Below are 17136 nucleotides of genomic sequence, written 5' to 3' on the forward strand. Positions count from 1 at the left end.
GATATTTAGGAATATTCCATGTCAGAAGCATTGCTTGAGCGTTTAGTTGAATTTGCAGAATCAGGCAATCAACAAAAAATTGTCCTCAAAGGGCAAAGCCATCAAGGCTGGATTATGGAAATCACCAATGAGTCCCTCATGATCAGTACTGGCTTTGCAGATAAAGCGGGTAAAGATATTTGGATAAATTTTACTGACCTAGAAACTGCCCAACTTTCATATTGGGATAACAAACAAGATCAATGGGTCGAATTTAAACTCTAATTACATCAAAAAAATGGAGCATCTTTCATGACCAATAAACGCTGTGGCTGGTGTTCGGATGATCCAATTTATATCGAATACCATGATCATGAATGGGGTAAACCAAATCGCAATGAGCAACATTTATTTGAAATGTTGTGTCTCGAAGGGCAACAAGCAGGATTATCTTGGATTACTGTTTTAAAAAAGCGTGAATCTTATCGCACACATTTTTTTAATCATTCAATCCAAACCATTGCTGACTTGACTGAACAAGATTTGGCATTGAAATGCCAAGATACTGGACTCATTCGTCATATTGGTAAACTTACCGCTATTCGTGACAATGCCATTGCATGGCAAAACATGAAAGCGAAAAATATTGATATGGTGGATTGGCTTTGGGATTTTGTTGATCAACAGGTACAGCTGAATGATGTTCCTGATTATCGACAAGCACCTGCGCAAACTGAAGCCAGCCTAAAGTTGTCTAAAACTTTGAAGAAAAACGGCTTTAAGTTTGTCGGTCCAACAACATGCTACGCATTCATGCAGGCGGTTGGAATGGTCAATGACCATGAAAATGATTGTATGTCGCGCTAAATTTCGCTCAAAAAAACAGGAAGGATTCATATGTCAGCCAATATCATTCAATCCTATGCAGCCCTAGAAGCAGGCGCTGAACTTGTACCCTATCAATTTGATGCTGGCGATTTAGCACCACATCAAGTTGAAGTTAAAGTTGAATATTGCGGTTTATGCCACTCTGATGTTTCCGTGATTAACAATGAATGGGGAAATGCAGTTTTCCCTGTAGTGGGTGGTCATGAAATTATTGGAACGATCACTCAGTTGGGTTCAGAAGCAAAAGGTTTAAAAGTCGGACAACGTGTTGGTATCGGTTGGACAGCAGAAAGCTGTCAGCACTGTGACCCATGTGTCAGTGGACAACAAGTGCTTTGCACTGGCGAAAAAAAAGCCACCATCGTTGGTCATGCTGGCGGTTTTGCAGATAAGGTTCGTGCTGGTTGGCAATGGATTATTCCACTTCCTGAAAACTTAGACCCTGAAAGTGCAGGTCCACTATTATGTGGGGGAATCACTGTTTTTGATCCGATTTTAAAACACCAAATTCAAGCTGTTCATCATGTAGGTGTCATTGGGATTGGTGGTTTAGGTCATATGGCGATTAAATTACTCAAAGCGTGGGGCTGTGAAATTACCGCATTCACCTCTAATTTAGATAAGTCAGATGAGCTGCGAGCGATGGGCGCAGACCATATCGTCAATAGCCGTGATGCAAATGATTTAAAAGCACAACGTGGTAAATTTGATTTGTTACTCTGTACGGTGAATGTGAGCTTAGACTGGAAAGCTTATCTGAATACACTTGCACCCAATGGCACTATTCATATGTTAGGCATGGTGCTTGAACCTATGCCCATTCCTGCAGGTACATTGATCAGTGGTGCAAAATCAGTAACTGGCTCTCCAACAGGCTCCCCTTTTGCATTACGTCAATTATTGCAATTCGCAGCGCGTAAAAATATTGCTCCTCAAATTGAAGTGTATCCAATGTCAAAAATTAATGATGCTTTGGAACGCCTCCATTCAGGAAAAGCACGTTATCGTATTGTGTTAAAAGCTGATTTTTAATCTATGCAATATACCCCATTTACGTTGACATTCATCATCGTCAATGGGGCAATGGATCATGCCGTTTGTAAACCTTAGTCAAACTGCCGGATTCTTCGGACTAGTGCTTTGATTTCAATCACGCATATCTGATTAAATTTATGTTTTTATAGAATTTGTTAGAAGATCTTGGTCATTCATTTATTTTTAATTTTTTGGATCATCACTGTTTTTTTCTAACGTGAGGCGATATGAAGGTCATCATGTTGAGTGAGCTTATGCCACACTCTTGGTTGACAATTCGCCTCTGACCCAATCTGCCAATAACATGATGGCATCCTGAACCTCCTGAGACAATTCATGTCCTGCATTTAAACGAATACAATTGTTATAACGATGATCTTCACCAAAAATAATACCCGGAACAATATTGATACTGTATTGCTGCGCATAGTAATACAACGCCAAACTATCTACTTGTTCAGGGAATTGCAGCCAAAGCGCATAACTCCCCTGCGGTTGATTCAAACGGATACTCACGCCATGAAAAGCCTGTTGAATAAATTGTCGATACTGCTCAACCTGTGCCATCAGTTTAGGACGTAATTCGCTCAGATGTTGACGATAGGCTCTGCTATAAATCATATCAGCAAGCCCCAATTGCAAAGGCGTATTCACCGAAACATTCTGTAAAATGAGTCTTGCATGTAAATGTTGTAAGCGCTGCGGTAAGCAAAACCAGCCTACACGATAAGAGGTCGATAGAGATTTTGAGACTGAGCTGCAATACACCACATAGCCCTGTTGATCCCAATATTTAATAGGTAAAGGACGTTTGGCATTAAAACTACATTCTGCATAAATATCATCTTCAATCACATAGCATTGATATTTCGCCGCAAGTTGTGCAATACGTTCTTTCTCAGCATTGCTGAGGCAAAAACCCAGAGGATTTTGAAAATTAGCCGTCAATAAGCAGATTTTTACCCCAGGGCTTTGCATTTCTTGCTCTAAACGATCTAGATCAAAACCTTCTGTATTGGCTGGGATTTCGATAATTTTTCGCTTCAACAAAGCCAATAACTGCAACTGCCCATTATAGTTTGGTGTCGGTACAATCACACTATCACCAACTTGTGTAAGGCTCTGAATCATGATCGACAGTGCAGGCATACAGCCATTACTGATATAAATATCTTCTTTTGCAATATAAAAACCATCTTCAGCCCAGTGTGCCGACAAAGCCTCCCTCAATTGCAGATGTCCTTGACGATCGTTATATAAAAAATCTTCTGGTTTACTGTGCTTTAAAGCACGTTGGATTGAACGACGTAAGGCTTCGATAGGAACCAGATTAGGTGACAATTGAATCGAACCGAGATGAATCAATTTATTATTGATCGCAGCCTCATGAATTTGAATTTGCAATTCCAGATTAGAAACTTCCCGTGGTCTAGACTGAAAATCTGGATGGTCAGGTACAGCTATCTGCGGGGAATTTGGCAAAGCCTGTACAAAATAACCTGACTTTTCTTTGACAAAAATCAAGCCTTGAGCTTCAAGCAATTCATAACAACTCTTTGCCGTATTCAAACTCACTTTTTGTAGTTCAGCAAATTGACGCAAAGAACTCAGTCGTTGCCCGACTGCGAGCTCCCCACAATAAATTTTTTGCGCGATCTGTTGTGCCAAGATCTGATATTGGAAAGCCATATCTGTACCCAAATTTTAATATTTGTTGTATCTGTATCTGTAAATCTAACAGATTTATGCTTCTTTTACAGCCAGTTTTTAAAACATAATTGATTTGAAAGGAGAAAATAATGAGAATCATCGCCCTAATCAGCATTGCTTTGGTACTCAGCGCCTGCCAGCCTCAACAAGTCAATAAAGCAGCTCAGCAACAACATTTTGTATGCAAATCTTTGATTGAAGGTTTTTTGAAGACACAACGTTTGGGTAATTATCAGCTTGATCATCTACAGCCAACCTTGCATCATGCTGTCGCGGTCAGACATTATCACTATCGTGCCAGTGGAGATCAGGCTGTTAAAATAAATATGCCTGTTCAAAAAAATTTGGAATTCCAATGCCAACAAACCTCCGCCCAGCATTTTGAAATTCATTTGGTGACACCGCAACAGCCCAACACTGCCCCATTATTGAGTCTAGATCTACCACCACAAAAGACTATCGAAACCTTGACAGCTTTTGCGCTAAAAACTCAATAAATAGACGTACACGTTTAGGTAAATGTTCTTGTTGATAATAAACTGCATGGATGTGTTGCTCGTAAATTTCTATTTGATCTTCAAATAGCGCGATCAACCTTCCCGCTCTGAGATCTTTAAGCACCTCAAATGCTGAAAGTCTGGCGATACCATGCCCACGTAGACAAAGTTGACGTACTGTTTCACCGCTAGATGCTTTGATTTTAGGTTGTACAGTCAATTTTTCACCATTCACACGGATGGGCCAAGTATTGAGATGACTGACCTTACTAAATCCGATTTGAACATGATTGAGGATATCGAGTGGGGTTGCAGGATAACCATTTCGTGCTAAATACTCAGGGCTGGCAACAATGTATAAACGACTTTTACACAGCAATCTCGCATGTAGGCTGGAGTCATTTAATTCTCCAAAACGTATTGCGACATCCGTTTTATGTTCCAATAAATCAATGATTTGATCATTACTGTTTAATTCAATTTCAATGTCTGGATAAAGCTGAGAAAACTCTTGCATTAAGGGTGCAATCACATGCAACACAAAAGGCGTCGCCGAATCGACACGAATCAACCCAGAAGTATCGCTGTCCGACTTCAATAGCGCATCTTCAGCTTCATTCAGATCATGTACAATTTTACGGGCTTTTTCTAAAAATAATTGCCCCTCTTGAGTTAACTTAAGCTTCCGCGTAGTTCGCTCCAGTAAAGTCACATTCAGTTTAGACTCAAGCCGTTGCAAAGCTCGGCTCACGCCCGAAGTCGTTTGTTCAAGATGTCTTGCAGCAGCAACAATCGAACCACTGTCCACAATATTGATAAATGCCTGTAACTCTTCTAAGGTCGATTTCATCTCTGTAATATCACGATTTATTATTGATTAATAGTCAATAATATTTTGCATATTCCTGTATTTTTCCGCAACAATTAAAGTAGCAAAATAGCCCTAATCCCAGAAAATAAAGTGAAGCACATCATGACAAATATCGTTCCTCAATTTGGTGTAGGTACTTTTCGTTTATCAGGTCAAACCGTAATAGATTCAGTTAAAAATGCGCTAGATGTGGGTTATCGTGCTGTAGATACAGCACAAATCTATGGCAATGAAGCCGAAGTCGGTCAGGCGATTACTGAAAGTCATATTCCGCGTGATGAATTGTTTATCACGACAAAGATATGGACAGACAATTATCAAGCAGACAAACTTATTCCAAGTTTGAAAGAAAGCCTGCAAAAACTGCGCACTGATGCTGTCAATCTGACTTTGATCCATTGGCCTGCACCAAGTTTAGGTATTTCTGTTGCTGAAATGATGCATAACCTTTTAGAAGCTAAAAAGCTTGGCTTAACTGAACATATTGGTATTTCAAACTTCAATATTGACTTGTCACAACAAGCGATTGATGCTGTTGGACTTGAAAATATTGCAACAAACCAAATTGAGCTCAGCCCTTATTTACAAAACTCAAAGTTAGTCGATTTCTTACAATCACAACATATTGATGTGACGTCATACATGACTTTAGCTTATGGCAAAGTTTTAAATGATCCTGTATTGGCTGAAATCGCTCAACAACATCAAGCTTCAACAGCACAAATTGCGTTGGCATGGGCATTGCAAAAAGGTTTTGCGGTTATTCCATCATCAACCAAGCGTGAAAACTTAATGACGAACTTAAAAGCCCAAGAGATTCAACTCTCTACTGAAGAAATGCAGATGATTGCACAATTGGAGCGCAATGGTCGTGAAGTTGATCCAGAAAATTTAGCACCGAAGTGGGATATTTAATTTAGCAATTTAGCTTAATCACAGCTAAATCTATTCTCAGATTTTCACTGTTCATTTCTGATCGATTGAAAGGCATCAATTGCTTCGCAATATCTTTTGTTGCGAAGCTTTGATGTGTGTTTGACTCAAACAAAATGCGATCTAAAAGCTTTTGTTGAAATCAACATCAAAAAATTGTGCTTGTGATATTGGTCTGATGATTGCACCACTGTACTCGGTCTTTTTTCAATCTTCTGTATATTTGAGATCTCTCATGAAATTAAATTTTCCCTTACTTGCACTAGCCATAGGCGCTTTTGCAATAGGAACAACTGAATTTTCTCCAATGGGTTTTCTACCTCAAATTGCAGAAAACCTCAACATTTCGATTCCCACAGCGGGGATGCTTATTACGGCTTATGCACTAGGTGTAATGATCGGTGCTCCGATTATGACATTATGGTTTGGACATTTTTCACGACGTAAAGCACTGATATTGGCCATGAGTATTTTCACTGTGGGCAATATTCTTGCAGCCATTGCACCGAACTATTGGGGGCTGATGGGAGCTCGAATAATTACCAGTCTTAATCATGGTGTATTTTTCGGGATTGGCTCAATTGTTGCCACCAGTGTTGTGCCTAAAGACAAACAGGCGAGTGCTGTTGCCATGATGTTTATGGGACTCACGATTGCCAATATTGGGGGTGTACCTCTAGCAACATGGGTTGGACAAAATATTGGTTGGCGTATGTCCTTTGCCGCAATTGCGATCTTGGGTGTCATCACCATGTTGGCATTATGGAAAGCCTTGCCTGTAGATGTGGCAGGTTTGCGTCCAAATGTAAAAGCTGAGCTGAAAGTTTTGACTCGCTTGCCTGTGCTTTTTGCCTTATTGACGACTGTGATGAGTGCAGGAGCGATGTTTACGCTCTACACCTATATTGCACCGAGCTTGCAAAATATCACCCATGCCAGTCCAATGTTTATCACACTGATGTTGGTCTTAATCGGAATCGGTTTTTCAATTGGGAATCATCTCGGTGGGAAGTTCGCAGATCGATCACTGAATAAAACATTGATCGGTTTTTTAGTGTTATTAATGCTGTCCATGTTACTGTTCCCGATCTTGGCACAAACACCGCTTGGTGCAGCTTTGGCGCTTGTTGTTTGGGGAGCAGCAGCCTTTGCTGTTGTGCCTCCACTTCAAATGCGGGTGATGTCTGTTGCGCATGAAGCACCAGGACTAGCCTCTTCAGTGAATATTGGTGCATTTAATTTAGGTAATGCTTTAGGCGCAACCGTAGGTGGTGCAGTTCTCAGTATGGGTATGAGTTATTCAGCCGTTTCAATTGCAGGCGCAGTACTTACCGCATTAGGATTGCTCTTGGTATTTATCCAAATGAAAATGAGCAAAGAACCCGTGCATCAATTCAGCTAATGTTAACTTACCAAATCATCTGCGACTGAATTGATTATATTGTTCATTTCCCTGCACCTTCATAGGGTGCAGGGTTCAAAATAGCTATAAATAACGCATCCTGAATCAATGATTATTTTAAAATTTCAGGTAAGGCAGCAAGCTTGGTATTCTTTACCAATTCAGATTTCATCTTTTGCAGCATTTGATAAGGTTGCTGTTCAACCAGCATATTGGTCACACTTGCCGGGATTGAACCTTCAGGATTGGCATGTCCAGAAGTGATCACTTTCACTTTATTGGGACCAAGTTTTTGAAATGTCCAATCGCCCGCATAATCTTTTAAACGAATATAATCTGAGTTCAGTGCTTTGCCTTGTTGAACCGCAGAGTTTTTAATATAAATCGTGCCACTCGCGTCTTTAGACATCGTTCCTTTCACCACCATGTCACGATCTTTTAGAGGAAATGGAAAGTCTAAAACCATATAAATACTGAATTCGCCCTTTTTATCATCTCGAGACAGCACTTCTGCTTTAGCAACATTGGGTACCCATTTAGGTGAATTATTGACATCCAGAACTAAAGCAACAGCCCGTTCAATCGGTACGTCTATTGTTGTTTCTGCTTTATAGGACAGAACAGGGTTATTGGTATCTTTATAAGTCCAGACCTTAATGTTGTTTTTGTTTAGACTCAATTTGGCATTGCTCGGTAAAGCTGCTTGTGCAGTCAGGCTAAAAGCACTGACAACACAAGTAAGTAACATCACTGTTTTTTTCATTTTTTATGTTCAAAATTTGACTCATTGTTATAATTTTAGCGCAACATGTTTTAAGCTTGAATATCATTTAAGCCTAAAACGTCCTTCATATCGTATTTTTTTGCATCTTTTCCGACAACCCAAGCTGCTGCACGTACAGCGCCTGCTGCAAAGTTCATACGATTGGTCGCTTTATGTGTCACTTCGACACGCTCACCCTCGCCTATGAACATCACAGTATGCTCACCGACGATATCACCACCACGAATCGTTTCAAAACCGATCGTTTCACGTTCACGTGGACCTGTATGACCTTCACGACCATAAACCGCCACTTTCTTCAAATCACGCCCTAAAGTTTCCGCAACCGCTTCCCCCATCATCAAAGCAGTTCCAGATGGTGCATCTACTTTGTGACGATGGTGTGCTTCGATAATCTCAATATCCACTGTATCACCAAAAACTTTGGCAGCCAGCTCGAGCAATTTAATTGAAACATTGACACCCACTGAGTAGTTTGCAGCATAAACAATGGGGGTTTGTGTCGCAGATTGATTTAACAAGGTTTTTTGCTCATCTGAAAAACCCGTTGTTCCAATCACCATGGCAACACCAGCATCACGGCATAATTTTAGATGGCTTTCTGTTGCAACTGGGGCAGTGAAATCAATCACCACATCAACATCTTTTAAAATGTCTTCCAAACTGCCCACGACTTTGATACCTACAGCACCAATTCCAGCAAGTTCCCCTGCATCTGCACCAATCAACGTACTTTCTGGACGCTCTACCGCTGCCGCAAGCTGATAACCTGCTTGTTGTACCGCTTGAATCAATGTACGGCCCATACGACCGCCTGCACCTAAAATACCAATACGTGGAGCTGCTGACATACGATCTTCCTAAATCTGAATTTGAAAATTTGGCTCTACTATAACAAAACTCAGTTCCAAGACCACGACTCCATTTAAAAAATACTGCGAACTTTCTGATTTCTTTTAAGTCTTCGGCAATTAAGGTCAAAAAAGTAGACTCAACGAAAAAATAGATCAAGACTAAAAAATATATCGATAAAACTTTGAAAAAATTTAAAATATTGCTCAATCTATTTCATCAAAGTGCAAGAATCACACAGCAGACTACTGCCACGAATGAAAACAATATGGATTATAAGGAGATCAATATGCATTCGAATAAAATGGTTTTTGCATTTGTATTAGCAACAATGATGACCAGTGCTTGGGCTGAATCTGCACCAACTCCAGCCGTTACACTTGCTGAAGAAAAAACGGTCTCTCAAGGCAACGCGACTACGCCTTCAGAAACACAAACTGAAGTTCGTGTTGAAGACATTGACGCTCCGATTCTTGAATAATTTTGGTTTGTTTTTAGCGTTAGAGGATATGGGGTTATATCCTCTAATCTTGAAATCACTGCACAGATTCACAATATGATCTACGCTAATCTATTGAAACTTTAGATGTAAAACGTGGCAATGAAAGTTTTATCTCATTCAACAATATTTTCATAACATCAATTTTATTGATCAAAAAAAATTATATTTTGAAGCTACAATTAGGACTCATTTAGAATGACTAAATTTCGTATTTCGCGCCTAGAATCGCCTAAAAAACACACCTAGTCGCAAACATAGACGAATTGCCCACAAACCCTAAAATAACGAAACAATTTTAAATAAAATTTAAGCTTAATAAATGAATATTCTAAAGCTCGGAAGTCATACAAATAATAGAGAGATTTAAGGAAATATAATGCAAATTAAAACCATGATTTTAGGACTAATGATGATCACAACTGTTTCGCTCAGTTGGGCACAAGACTCTACTGCCCCCGCTGAACCTCAGACAGCTGCCTCATCCACTCCGACAGTGATTCTTCCACAAGATGACAATTCAATCGATGCTGCGCCAGATGATCATGAATTTGACCAATCCTCATCGGATCAACCGACAAAATAAAAAATGGAGCAACAGCTCACTGTTGCTCCATTTTTATTGCTTTAATCGTTCAGATTAATTAGTCGAATAAACGATCAAAGAAAGATTTTTTCTTCGGCGAAGATTTATTGTCATCGCTTTCCATGGTCGCTTGAAGTTCTTTCAACAGCTCACGTTGGCGACTCGTCAAATTCACCGGTGTTTCTACTACGATACGGCAAAGTAAATCACCTTGCATGCTACTACGTACAGGTTTCACGCCTTTACCACGTAAACGGAACATTTTACCGGTTTGTGTACCTTCAGGCACTTTCAAACTGACACGACCGTCTAAAGTTGGAATCTCAAGTTCCTTACCTAAGGCAGCATCAGCAATGCTCACAGGCACATCCATATAGAGGTCTGCACCATCACGTTGGAAGATGTCATGTTCACGTACAACCACTTCAACGTATAGGTCACCAGACTGACCATCACGAATTGCTTCACCTTTACCAGTTAAGCGTACGCGATCACCATTGTCCACACCTGCTGGAATGGTCACTTCAAGCGTTTGTTGACGATCTGAAACCCCAGAACCATGACACTTATTACATGGGTTTTTAATGATTTTGCCCTGTCCGCGACAAGTGCTACAAGTCTGTTGGACTGAGAAAAACCCTTGTTGCATACGCACCTGACCTGCACCATGACAAGTCTTACACGTTTCAACATCATTCGGATTTTTTGAACCTTTTCCATCACAGGCATCGCAAGGTGCTGGTGCAGTGAAAGTAATGGTTTTTTTCACCCCTTTCACAGCTTCTTCAAGCGTTAATTCCATGACATAACGGAGATCTGAGCCACGACGTGCACGTTGTTGACCACGACCACCGCCGCCAAAAGCACCACCGAAAATATCACCAAACTGGCTGAAAATATCTTCGGCACTGAATCCACCACCGAAGCCGCCACCGCCCATACCACCTTCAAAGGCATTGTGCCCCATACGGTCATACATGCTGCGTTTTTCACTGTCAGAAAGCACTTCGTAGGCTTCTGCACATTCTTTGAACTTTTCTTCAGCTTCTGCGTTGTCAGGGTTGCGATCTGGATGATACTTCATCGCCAACTTACGGTAGGCTTTTTTAATTTCATCATCACTAGCGGTTTTAGCAATACCTAAAACCTCATAATAATCACGTTTAGCCATGATTGGCGATGCTCCACAAAAATTTGATAATACTTCTATGCAGAGTAAATTGGGGGCGATGTTATTTTTTACAAGTTTGAAATCTAGTTTTTTTTAAAAAACTGCTTTTTTCTGTAAATATTTTGTAAAACCTTTAAGCCAAATATTGAGCAAATATAGCCATGCAATCGCACTAAATACGACACCTGCCACCGTACATGCTTTTACCCAGATGAAACTGTCCCAATAGAAAAACATTAAAGGGATAAACCACAATGCAGCAAAAGCCGCTAAAATCAAAAAAATGACAGCATTGCGCATAATCCACAATGCTTGTGCATGTATCCATACCTCTGCATCATTTGCTACTGCTACTTTGCGCGCTAACCAATATGCGAGCACTGCTGTAATTACCGTAAATAATGCAAGAAACATAAACAAATAAGAGCTCGTAATGAACTTACGATGCTGTTCCGGATTTGTTTGCCCCATGGGTGTTTTTGACCTCAAATTCATTGCATACTGATTGACTTATTATGCAATGAAATTTCCTATGTTATTTTCTGTTAAAGATTAAGTGCTACTATATTGAAGTTTTCAATTTTTCGCACCTAATATTCACAACAAATTATGTATTTTCTGTAGTTTTTTTAATCTTAAACCAAGTCGCATATAGCGCAGGTAAGAAAAATAGGGTCAAAAGTGTAGCGATAATTAATCCACCCATAATCGCAACAGCCATCGGACCAAAGAAAATACTACGTGACAGCGGTATCATCGCCAAAACAGCAGCCAATGCAGTAAGAATAATTGGACGGAAACGGCGTACTGTTGCGTCCAAAATTGCATCCCATTGATTATGCCCAGCTCGAATATCCTGCTCAATCTGATCGATCAGAATTAAAGAATTTCGCATAATCATGCCAGATAGTGCAATCGTACCGAGCATTGCCACAAAGCCGAACGGTTTGTTAAATAACAACAGGAATAAAACTACACCGATTAAACCCAATGGCGCAGTCAAAAACACAATGAAAGAACGTGAAATACTTTTCAGCTGAATCATCAGGAGCGTAAATACCACTGCTAGGAATAGAGGCATACCTGCATTCACAGAGCTTTGTCCTTTGGCAGACTCCTCTACTGTTCCGCCCACTTCAACCAAATAACCACTTGGTAATGTTGCGCGAAGCTGATCCATTTTCTCTGCCATTTGATTTACAACAGTTGCGGGTTGTAACTTGCTCCGAATATCTGCACGTACTGTAATGGTTGGTAAACGATTGCGGTGCCAGATTAGACCGTCTTCAAACTTATACTGTAGTTTCGCGATTTGTGCCAATGGTACTGTAGTGCCATTGCTGGTCGGTACAGCCAAACTTGATAATGCTTCCACATTAATTCGTTCAGCCTGATCCCCACGGATACGTACATCAATTAATTCACGTTTTTCACGATACTGATTGATGATTGCACCTGAAATCGAACTGTTTAAGAAATTCGCCAAATCTTCCGAACTCACGCCCATTTGACGCGCACGATCTTGGTCGATCAGCAAAGAAATGATTTTACTTTGCTCACCCCAATCCAAATGCACATTGCCAGTATTTGGATTTTCACTCAGCAGTTGAGCAACTTTCTGGGCTTCCTGACGGACTACAGCAACGTCTTCACCAGATACACGATACTGCAACGGATAGCCCACAGGAGGACCATTTTCCAACAATGAGACACGGGTTCGAACTTGTGGCAATAATTGGCGAATTTGAGTATCTAAGGATTTACGAATTTCATCGCGATCGTCAAGTGATGACGCCAACACCACAAACTGTGCAAAACTGGCTTGTGGCATTTGTTGATCAAGTGGCAAGTAAAAACGTGGCGAGCCTGTGCCAACATAAGCGACATAATTATCAATACCGTCTTGTTTGGATAAGAATGCTTCCACTTTTTTCACAGCATTTTCAGTTGCGGTGAGTGAAGCGCCTTCTTCCAATTTTAAATCGACCAGAATTTCGGCACGGTTTGACGGTGGAAAAAACTGTTGTGGTACAAACTTAAACATCACCACCGACAGTACAAATATCCCTACAGTGATTGAAATCACCGTTTTTCGATAGGTCACACACCAATTCACCAACTTTCTAAAGCTTTGATAAAATTTCGATTGGTAGGGATCAAAATGCTCACCAGCATGATGAATCACAGGTTGCGGTTCTGGTTGTTTACGCAATCTTGCATAAAGACGCTGATACCACGGCGCTTTTTGCGCTTCTTTACTAAAATCAGGCAGTAATTTATCACCCAAATAAGGTACAAAAATCACCGCGGCAAACCATGACACAACTAAAGCAATGGTAACCACTTGGAAAATTGAACGGGTATATTCACCTGTACTTGATGCAGCGGTCGCAATCGGTAAAAATCCCGCAGCGGTAATTAATGTACCTGTTAGCATTGGAAATGCGGTACTGGTCCATGCAAATCCTGCGGCTTTCATTCGACTATAGCCTTGCTCCATTTTGATCGCCATCATTTCGACCGCGATAATGGCATCATCGACCAAAAGTCCTAATGCGAGGATCAATGCGCCTAAAGAAATCTTATGCAAGCCAACATCAAACAGATTCATCCCTGCAAAGGTCATGGCGAGCACCAACGGAATCGAGAAGGCAACCACTAATCCTGTTCGGAAACCCAATGAGAAAAAACTGACCAGTAAAACAATGATCACAGCCTCAGCCAATACTTTGACGAATTCATGAATACTACGTTGTACTGCAACAGGCTGATCTGAAACTTTTTTCAGTTCCATGCCCAAAGGTAAAGTCTTTTGTAGGGTTTGAAATTCAGTCTCTAGATTTTTACCCAATGCAATGATGTCCCCACCTTTACGCATGGATACAGCAAGACCAATACCATTTTCTCCCATAAAGCGCATACGCGGTTGAGCAGGCTCACTAAAACCACGATAAACCTCAGCCACATCGCCCAGTTGAATAGTTTTATTTCCCACCAGCAACGGCATTTTTTTCAGATCGTCTACGCTTTTTAATGCGCCACTGACACGGACTTGAATACGGTCTGTACCTGTTTCAAAGAAACCTGCACTGGTCACACTATTTTGTTTTGCCAAAGCTTCTTGGATTGCTGTAACAGGCACACCCATCTGCACTGCTTTAGTATTGGAAATCTCAATCCAAATCTTTTGATCTTGTAATCCAACCAAATTGACTTTGCTGACATCTTTTACTCGCTGTAAGCGAAGTTGTAGTCGATCGGCATATTCTTTGAGTGTGGCATAATTGAAGTCTTTGCCTGTTAAAACATAAATATTCCCGAATGTATCGCCAAACTCATCATTAAAGAATGGACCCTGAACACCAGAAGGCAACTGTGTTTTGATGTCACCGACTTTTTTACGTACTTGGTACCAAACATTTGGAAGTTCACTGGATACTAACGAATCTTTTGCCATAAACATGACCATGGACTCTCCAGGACGAGAGTACGCCATAATCTTGTCATAGAGCCCTGTACTCATGAGCTCCTTTTCAACTTTATCGGTGATTTGCAAAGAGACTTCCTGTGCTGTTGCACCCGGCCAGTAGGTTTGCACCACCATCACTTTAAAGGAAAAAGGAGGATCTTCACTTTGAGACAGTTTGGAATAAGAAAATAACCCGACAATCCCCAGCAAAATCATAAAATAAAGCACTAAGCCTTTATTTTTGAGCGCCCATTCTGACAAATTAAAGGAGTTAAATAGACTCATGATCATGCCCCTTTTTGGATAGTTACAGCACGATTTTCACGATCTATTGGTTTAATTTTTTGCTTGTCACGGAGTAAGTGAACACCGCCGACCACCACCCATTGCCCCGCATTTAAACCACTCAATACCGTGACATTGTCACGCCCGTAAGGTCCTAAAGTCACAGAGACTTTACGAATAGTCTGATCAGGATTAACCACCCAAATATATGCTTGATTATTATTGGCTGAGACACTGCTCAGCGGTACACTCAAAATATTTTGAACATTTTGATTGAAAAACACACGTGCGCTTTGCCCCAGTTGAATGACCGACTGTGCTTCTTTTAAAGCCACTTTCACTGTAAATGTCCGCGATTGATCTGCAGCAGGAGAAATCTCACGGACATAGGCTGCAAATTTATCTTCAGGCTTTGACCACAAGGTAATCCATGCGCTTTGTCCAACTTTAATTTCAGAAATCGCCTGTTCAGGAACCCCGATAACCACCTCACGATCACCATCAATCGCCAATTGATAAATCGCTTGCCCTGCCGAAACCACTTGTCCAATTTCAATATTACGTTGGGTAATGACCCCATTTTTATTGGCAATCAGTTGGTTATAACCTGTCTGATTGGCACTGACATCATAGTTGGATTGTGCTTGTTTAAGGCTTGCCTGTGCTGCGTCATATTGATTTTTAACACTATCGTATTGGGAACGACTGACGGCATTGATGGGTAATAATTGTTGAAAACGTTTAAACTCATCTGCTGCAACTTTCGCAGCGGATTGAGCACTTTCAAGTTGTGCTTTTGCAGAGTTCAATTGTAATTCGGCATCTTTGACATCTAGCTTGGCCAAAACCTGCCCAACTTTAACGCGGTCGCCAACCTCGACATAACGTGCAGTGATCTGTCCAGCAACTCGAAAGGCTAACGCAGTTTGCTGCCGTGCCTGTACATCGCCTGCATAGCTTTTCTGATCTTCTTGGGAAGTCAGCGGTTGGGCAACCATCACCAAGGGAATCTGTTCCACTTCAGGCGCTGGCTTACTACATCCCACCAGAATGACACTACACGATACCAATAGGCTCGTGATCACTAACTTTATACTACGCATAGGCAAGGCTCTTATTTAAATGCTCTTTTCAGGCAAATGAGAATGAGATATTGAGACCATGTGACGATTCATCTAGCACCTTGCAAAACAAACAAAACCATACTTTGTTCTTGCGCAGGTTGGCGTTAAAATAATCTTAGCCAGCATGCCGAAACTGAAAAAGTAATTTTCTAGGTTTCACGCTTTGCCCGCTTAGTTTTACTGAACGACACAAGTCATTGATGAAATGTCAAAAGCCCGTTTGTTGCTCATTTTTTAATTAATATACTGCATGGTACAATAATTGTGAATCATGTTTTGAGTAATTGACCTAATTTTGTTTTTTTGGGAATTATTGTGCAAACAACAGTTGGCCGTCCAAAGGACTTAGAAAAACGTAAACACATTGTAGAAGCAGCAAAAAAACTGTTTCTAAAGCTTGGCTATCACGGTTCCAGTATGAATCAGATTGCCAAAGAAGCAGGTGTAACAAAACTGACCGTATATAACCATTTTCAAGATAAAGAAACTTTATTTAGCTGTGCCATTGAAGAAACTTGCGAACAGTCAATTAATGCCCGACCATTGCGTCTCAATGCTGAAAGTGATTTTTATGCACATTTTTTTCAAGCCTGTGAATTGGCAATGAATGTGATTAATTTGCCTGAAGCTATTAAATTAGATCATTTACTATTGGAACTTGCCGCAGAAAAAAACCCTTTGGCGCTACAATTTTATAATTCGTCTCATCAAAGAATGTGTTCGGTATGGCAAGACTTTTTTCAACAAGCCACGAGCCTACAATTTATTCAAGCAGACCAGATCGAAAAACAGACCAATTTAATTTTGTCATTATTGCTTGGTGTTCGTCATCATGAGGTCTTGTTGGGAATTCGCCCAACGCCAACAGATCAAGAAAAGCAGCAAATCATCAAAGAAAGCATTGATTTATTTATGCTGAAATATAAACCGTGATGGTGCTATTAAAAAACTAAATAATGTGCAATTGCTGTTTCAGGCATACTCGAAGATGTCATAGGCAAATTGACCCAAAAAGTTGGGGTCTGTTGACAATTCGTCTATGTTTGCGACT

17 protein-coding genes are annotated in these 17136 nt (G+C 40.6%); 9 read left to right on the forward strand and 8 right to left on the reverse strand.

Annotation, left to right across the window (positions count from 1 at the left end; translation table 11 throughout):
- Positions 1-18 precede the first annotated feature (18 nt).
- From AC1Z3T_RS20025 to ahr, 3 genes are read left to right on the forward strand one after another with little or no spacing between them, the layout of a single operon-like run.
- Positions 19-264: a hypothetical protein gene (locus tag AC1Z3T_RS20025; protein ID WP_004825820.1), complete on the forward strand. Its 246-nt coding sequence runs from the start codon at positions 19-21 to the stop codon at positions 262-264.
- Between the two features lie 27 nt (positions 265-291).
- Positions 292-846: a DNA-3-methyladenine glycosylase I gene (locus AC1Z3T_RS20030; RefSeq protein WP_004825818.1), complete on the forward strand. Its 555-nt coding sequence runs from the start codon at positions 292-294 to the stop codon at positions 844-846.
- 30 nt (positions 847-876) lie between these two features.
- Entirely contained in the window at positions 877-1899 is a 1023-nt protein-coding gene (gene ahr, locus AC1Z3T_RS20035; RefSeq protein WP_005034992.1) for an NADPH-dependent aldehyde reductase Ahr, read from the forward strand.
- Between the two features lie 255 nt (positions 1900-2154).
- Here ahr and AC1Z3T_RS20040 read toward each other — a convergent pair whose 3' ends face one another.
- Complete coding sequence (locus AC1Z3T_RS20040) at positions 2155-3591, reverse strand: aminotransferase-like domain-containing protein (protein WP_005034989.1); 1437 nt, start codon at positions 3589-3591, stop codon at positions 2155-2157.
- Between the two features lie 110 nt (positions 3592-3701).
- Between AC1Z3T_RS20040 and AC1Z3T_RS20045 the strand changes: the two genes are divergently transcribed.
- Positions 3702-4109 (forward strand): hypothetical protein, encoded by a 408-nt coding sequence (locus AC1Z3T_RS20045; protein WP_100886197.1) that lies wholly within the window; start codon positions 3702-3704, stop codon positions 4107-4109.
- Here AC1Z3T_RS20045 and AC1Z3T_RS20050 read toward each other — a convergent pair.
- Positions 4069-4959, reverse strand: a complete 891-nt coding sequence (locus AC1Z3T_RS20050) for a LysR family transcriptional regulator (protein ID WP_005034987.1) — start codon at positions 4957-4959, stop codon at positions 4069-4071. The genes AC1Z3T_RS20045 and AC1Z3T_RS20050 overlap by 41 nt on opposite strands.
- Before the next feature lie 123 nt (positions 4960-5082).
- Here AC1Z3T_RS20050 and dkgB point away from each other — a divergent pair, with 123 nt between their 5' ends.
- Positions 5083-5895, forward strand: coding sequence for a 2,5-didehydrogluconate reductase DkgB (gene dkgB, locus AC1Z3T_RS20055; protein ID WP_100886198.1), 813 nt, complete (start codon positions 5083-5085; stop codon positions 5893-5895).
- 253 nt (positions 5896-6148) lie between these two features.
- Positions 6149-7315, forward strand: a complete 1167-nt coding sequence (locus AC1Z3T_RS20060) for an MFS transporter (protein ID WP_100886199.1) — start codon at positions 6149-6151, stop codon at positions 7313-7315.
- A 112-nt stretch (positions 7316-7427) separates the two neighbouring features.
- Here AC1Z3T_RS20060 and AC1Z3T_RS20065 read toward each other — a convergent pair whose 3' ends face one another.
- Together AC1Z3T_RS20065 and dapB are read right to left on the reverse strand one after the other, a co-directional pair.
- The gene (locus AC1Z3T_RS20065) at positions 7428-8078 is read right to left on the reverse strand and encodes an START domain-containing protein (protein ID WP_100886200.1); all 651 of its coding nucleotides are present in this window, start codon (positions 8076-8078) and stop codon (positions 7428-7430) included.
- Positions 8079-8128: 50 nt separating this feature from the next.
- Positions 8129-8950 carry a 4-hydroxy-tetrahydrodipicolinate reductase gene (gene dapB, locus AC1Z3T_RS20070; RefSeq protein ID WP_004825798.1) on the reverse strand — a complete coding sequence of 274 codons (822 nt, stop codon included), beginning with the start codon at positions 8948-8950 and terminating at the stop codon, positions 8129-8131.
- A 290-nt stretch (positions 8951-9240) separates the two neighbouring features.
- Between dapB and AC1Z3T_RS20075 the strand changes: the two genes are divergently transcribed.
- Both AC1Z3T_RS20075 and AC1Z3T_RS20080 read left to right on the forward strand, forming a co-directional pair.
- Positions 9241-9432 (forward strand): hypothetical protein, encoded by a 192-nt coding sequence (locus AC1Z3T_RS20075; protein ID WP_005034973.1) that lies wholly within the window; start codon positions 9241-9243, stop codon positions 9430-9432.
- A 397-nt stretch (positions 9433-9829) separates the two neighbouring features.
- A complete protein-coding gene (locus tag AC1Z3T_RS20080) occupies positions 9830-10036 on the forward strand; it encodes a hypothetical protein (protein ID WP_100886201.1) in 207 nt (68 codons plus the stop codon).
- Between the two features lie 58 nt (positions 10037-10094).
- Here the strand turns inward: AC1Z3T_RS20080 and dnaJ are convergent, their stop codons facing one another.
- From dnaJ to AC1Z3T_RS20100, 4 genes are all read right to left on the reverse strand, one after another.
- A complete protein-coding gene (gene dnaJ / locus AC1Z3T_RS20085) occupies positions 10095-11207 on the reverse strand; it encodes a molecular chaperone DnaJ (RefSeq protein ID WP_004825793.1) in 1113 nt (370 codons plus the stop codon).
- 93 nt (positions 11208-11300) lie between these two features.
- On the reverse strand, positions 11301-11678 hold the full coding sequence (locus AC1Z3T_RS20090) for a hypothetical protein (RefSeq protein WP_004825792.1): 378 nt from the start codon (positions 11676-11678) through the stop codon (positions 11301-11303).
- 136 nt (positions 11679-11814) lie between these two features.
- The gene (locus AC1Z3T_RS20095) at positions 11815-14961 is read right to left on the reverse strand and encodes an efflux RND transporter permease subunit (RefSeq protein WP_100886202.1); all 3147 of its coding nucleotides are present in this window, start codon (positions 14959-14961) and stop codon (positions 11815-11817) included.
- A 2-nt stretch (positions 14962-14963) separates the two neighbouring features.
- Positions 14964-16064, reverse strand: a complete 1101-nt coding sequence (locus AC1Z3T_RS20100) for an efflux RND transporter periplasmic adaptor subunit (RefSeq protein ID WP_042087759.1) — start codon at positions 16062-16064, stop codon at positions 14964-14966.
- Between the two features lie 336 nt (positions 16065-16400).
- Here AC1Z3T_RS20100 and AC1Z3T_RS20105 point away from each other — a divergent pair, with 336 nt between their 5' ends.
- Positions 16401-17018 carry a TetR/AcrR family transcriptional regulator gene (locus AC1Z3T_RS20105; RefSeq protein ID WP_100886339.1) on the forward strand — a complete coding sequence of 206 codons (618 nt, stop codon included), beginning with the start codon at positions 16401-16403 and terminating at the stop codon, positions 17016-17018.
- The last annotated feature ends 118 nt before the right edge of the window (positions 17019-17136 follow it).

The sequence above is a fragment of the Acinetobacter sp. B-6 genome (genome assembly GCF_056930735.1).

Bases quoted from the DNA above. Each gene is read 5' to 3' on its own strand.
- AC1Z3T_RS20025 (WP_004825820.1), top strand. From the start codon at position 19: ATGTCAGAAGCATTGCTTGAGCGTTTAGTTGAATTTGCAGAATCAGGC.
- AC1Z3T_RS20030 (WP_004825818.1), top strand. From the start codon at position 292: ATGACCAATAAACGCTGTGGCTGGTGTTCGGATGATCCAATTTATATC.
- ahr (WP_005034992.1), top strand. From the start codon at position 877: ATGTCAGCCAATATCATTCAATCCTATGCAGCCCTAGAAGCAGGCGCT.
- AC1Z3T_RS20040 (WP_005034989.1), bottom strand. From the start codon at position 3,591: ATGGCTTTCCAATATCAGATCTTGGCACAACAGATCGCGCAAAAAATT.
- AC1Z3T_RS20045 (WP_100886197.1), top strand. From the start codon at position 3,702: ATGAGAATCATCGCCCTAATCAGCATTGCTTTGGTACTCAGCGCCTGC.
- AC1Z3T_RS20050 (WP_005034987.1), bottom strand. From the start codon at position 4,959: ATGAAATCGACCTTAGAAGAGTTACAGGCATTTATCAATATTGTGGAC.
- dkgB (WP_100886198.1), top strand. From the start codon at position 5,083: ATGACAAATATCGTTCCTCAATTTGGTGTAGGTACTTTTCGTTTATCA.
- AC1Z3T_RS20060 (WP_100886199.1), top strand. From the start codon at position 6,149: ATGAAATTAAATTTTCCCTTACTTGCACTAGCCATAGGCGCTTTTGCA.
- AC1Z3T_RS20065 (WP_100886200.1), bottom strand. From the start codon at position 8,078: ATGAAAAAAACAGTGATGTTACTTACTTGTGTTGTCAGTGCTTTTAGC.
- dapB (WP_004825798.1), bottom strand. From the start codon at position 8,950: ATGTCAGCAGCTCCACGTATTGGTATTTTAGGTGCAGGCGGTCGTATG.
- AC1Z3T_RS20075 (WP_005034973.1), top strand. From the start codon at position 9,241: ATGCATTCGAATAAAATGGTTTTTGCATTTGTATTAGCAACAATGATG.
- AC1Z3T_RS20080 (WP_100886201.1), top strand. From the start codon at position 9,830: ATGCAAATTAAAACCATGATTTTAGGACTAATGATGATCACAACTGTT.
- dnaJ (WP_004825793.1), bottom strand. From the start codon at position 11,207: ATGGCTAAACGTGATTATTATGAGGTTTTAGGTATTGCTAAAACCGCT.
- AC1Z3T_RS20090 (WP_004825792.1), bottom strand. From the start codon at position 11,678: ATGGGGCAAACAAATCCGGAACAGCATCGTAAGTTCATTACGAGCTCT.
- AC1Z3T_RS20095 (WP_100886202.1), bottom strand. From the start codon at position 14,961: ATGAGTCTATTTAACTCCTTTAATTTGTCAGAATGGGCGCTCAAAAAT.
- AC1Z3T_RS20100 (WP_042087759.1), bottom strand. From the start codon at position 16,064: ATGCGTAGTATAAAGTTAGTGATCACGAGCCTATTGGTATCGTGTAGT.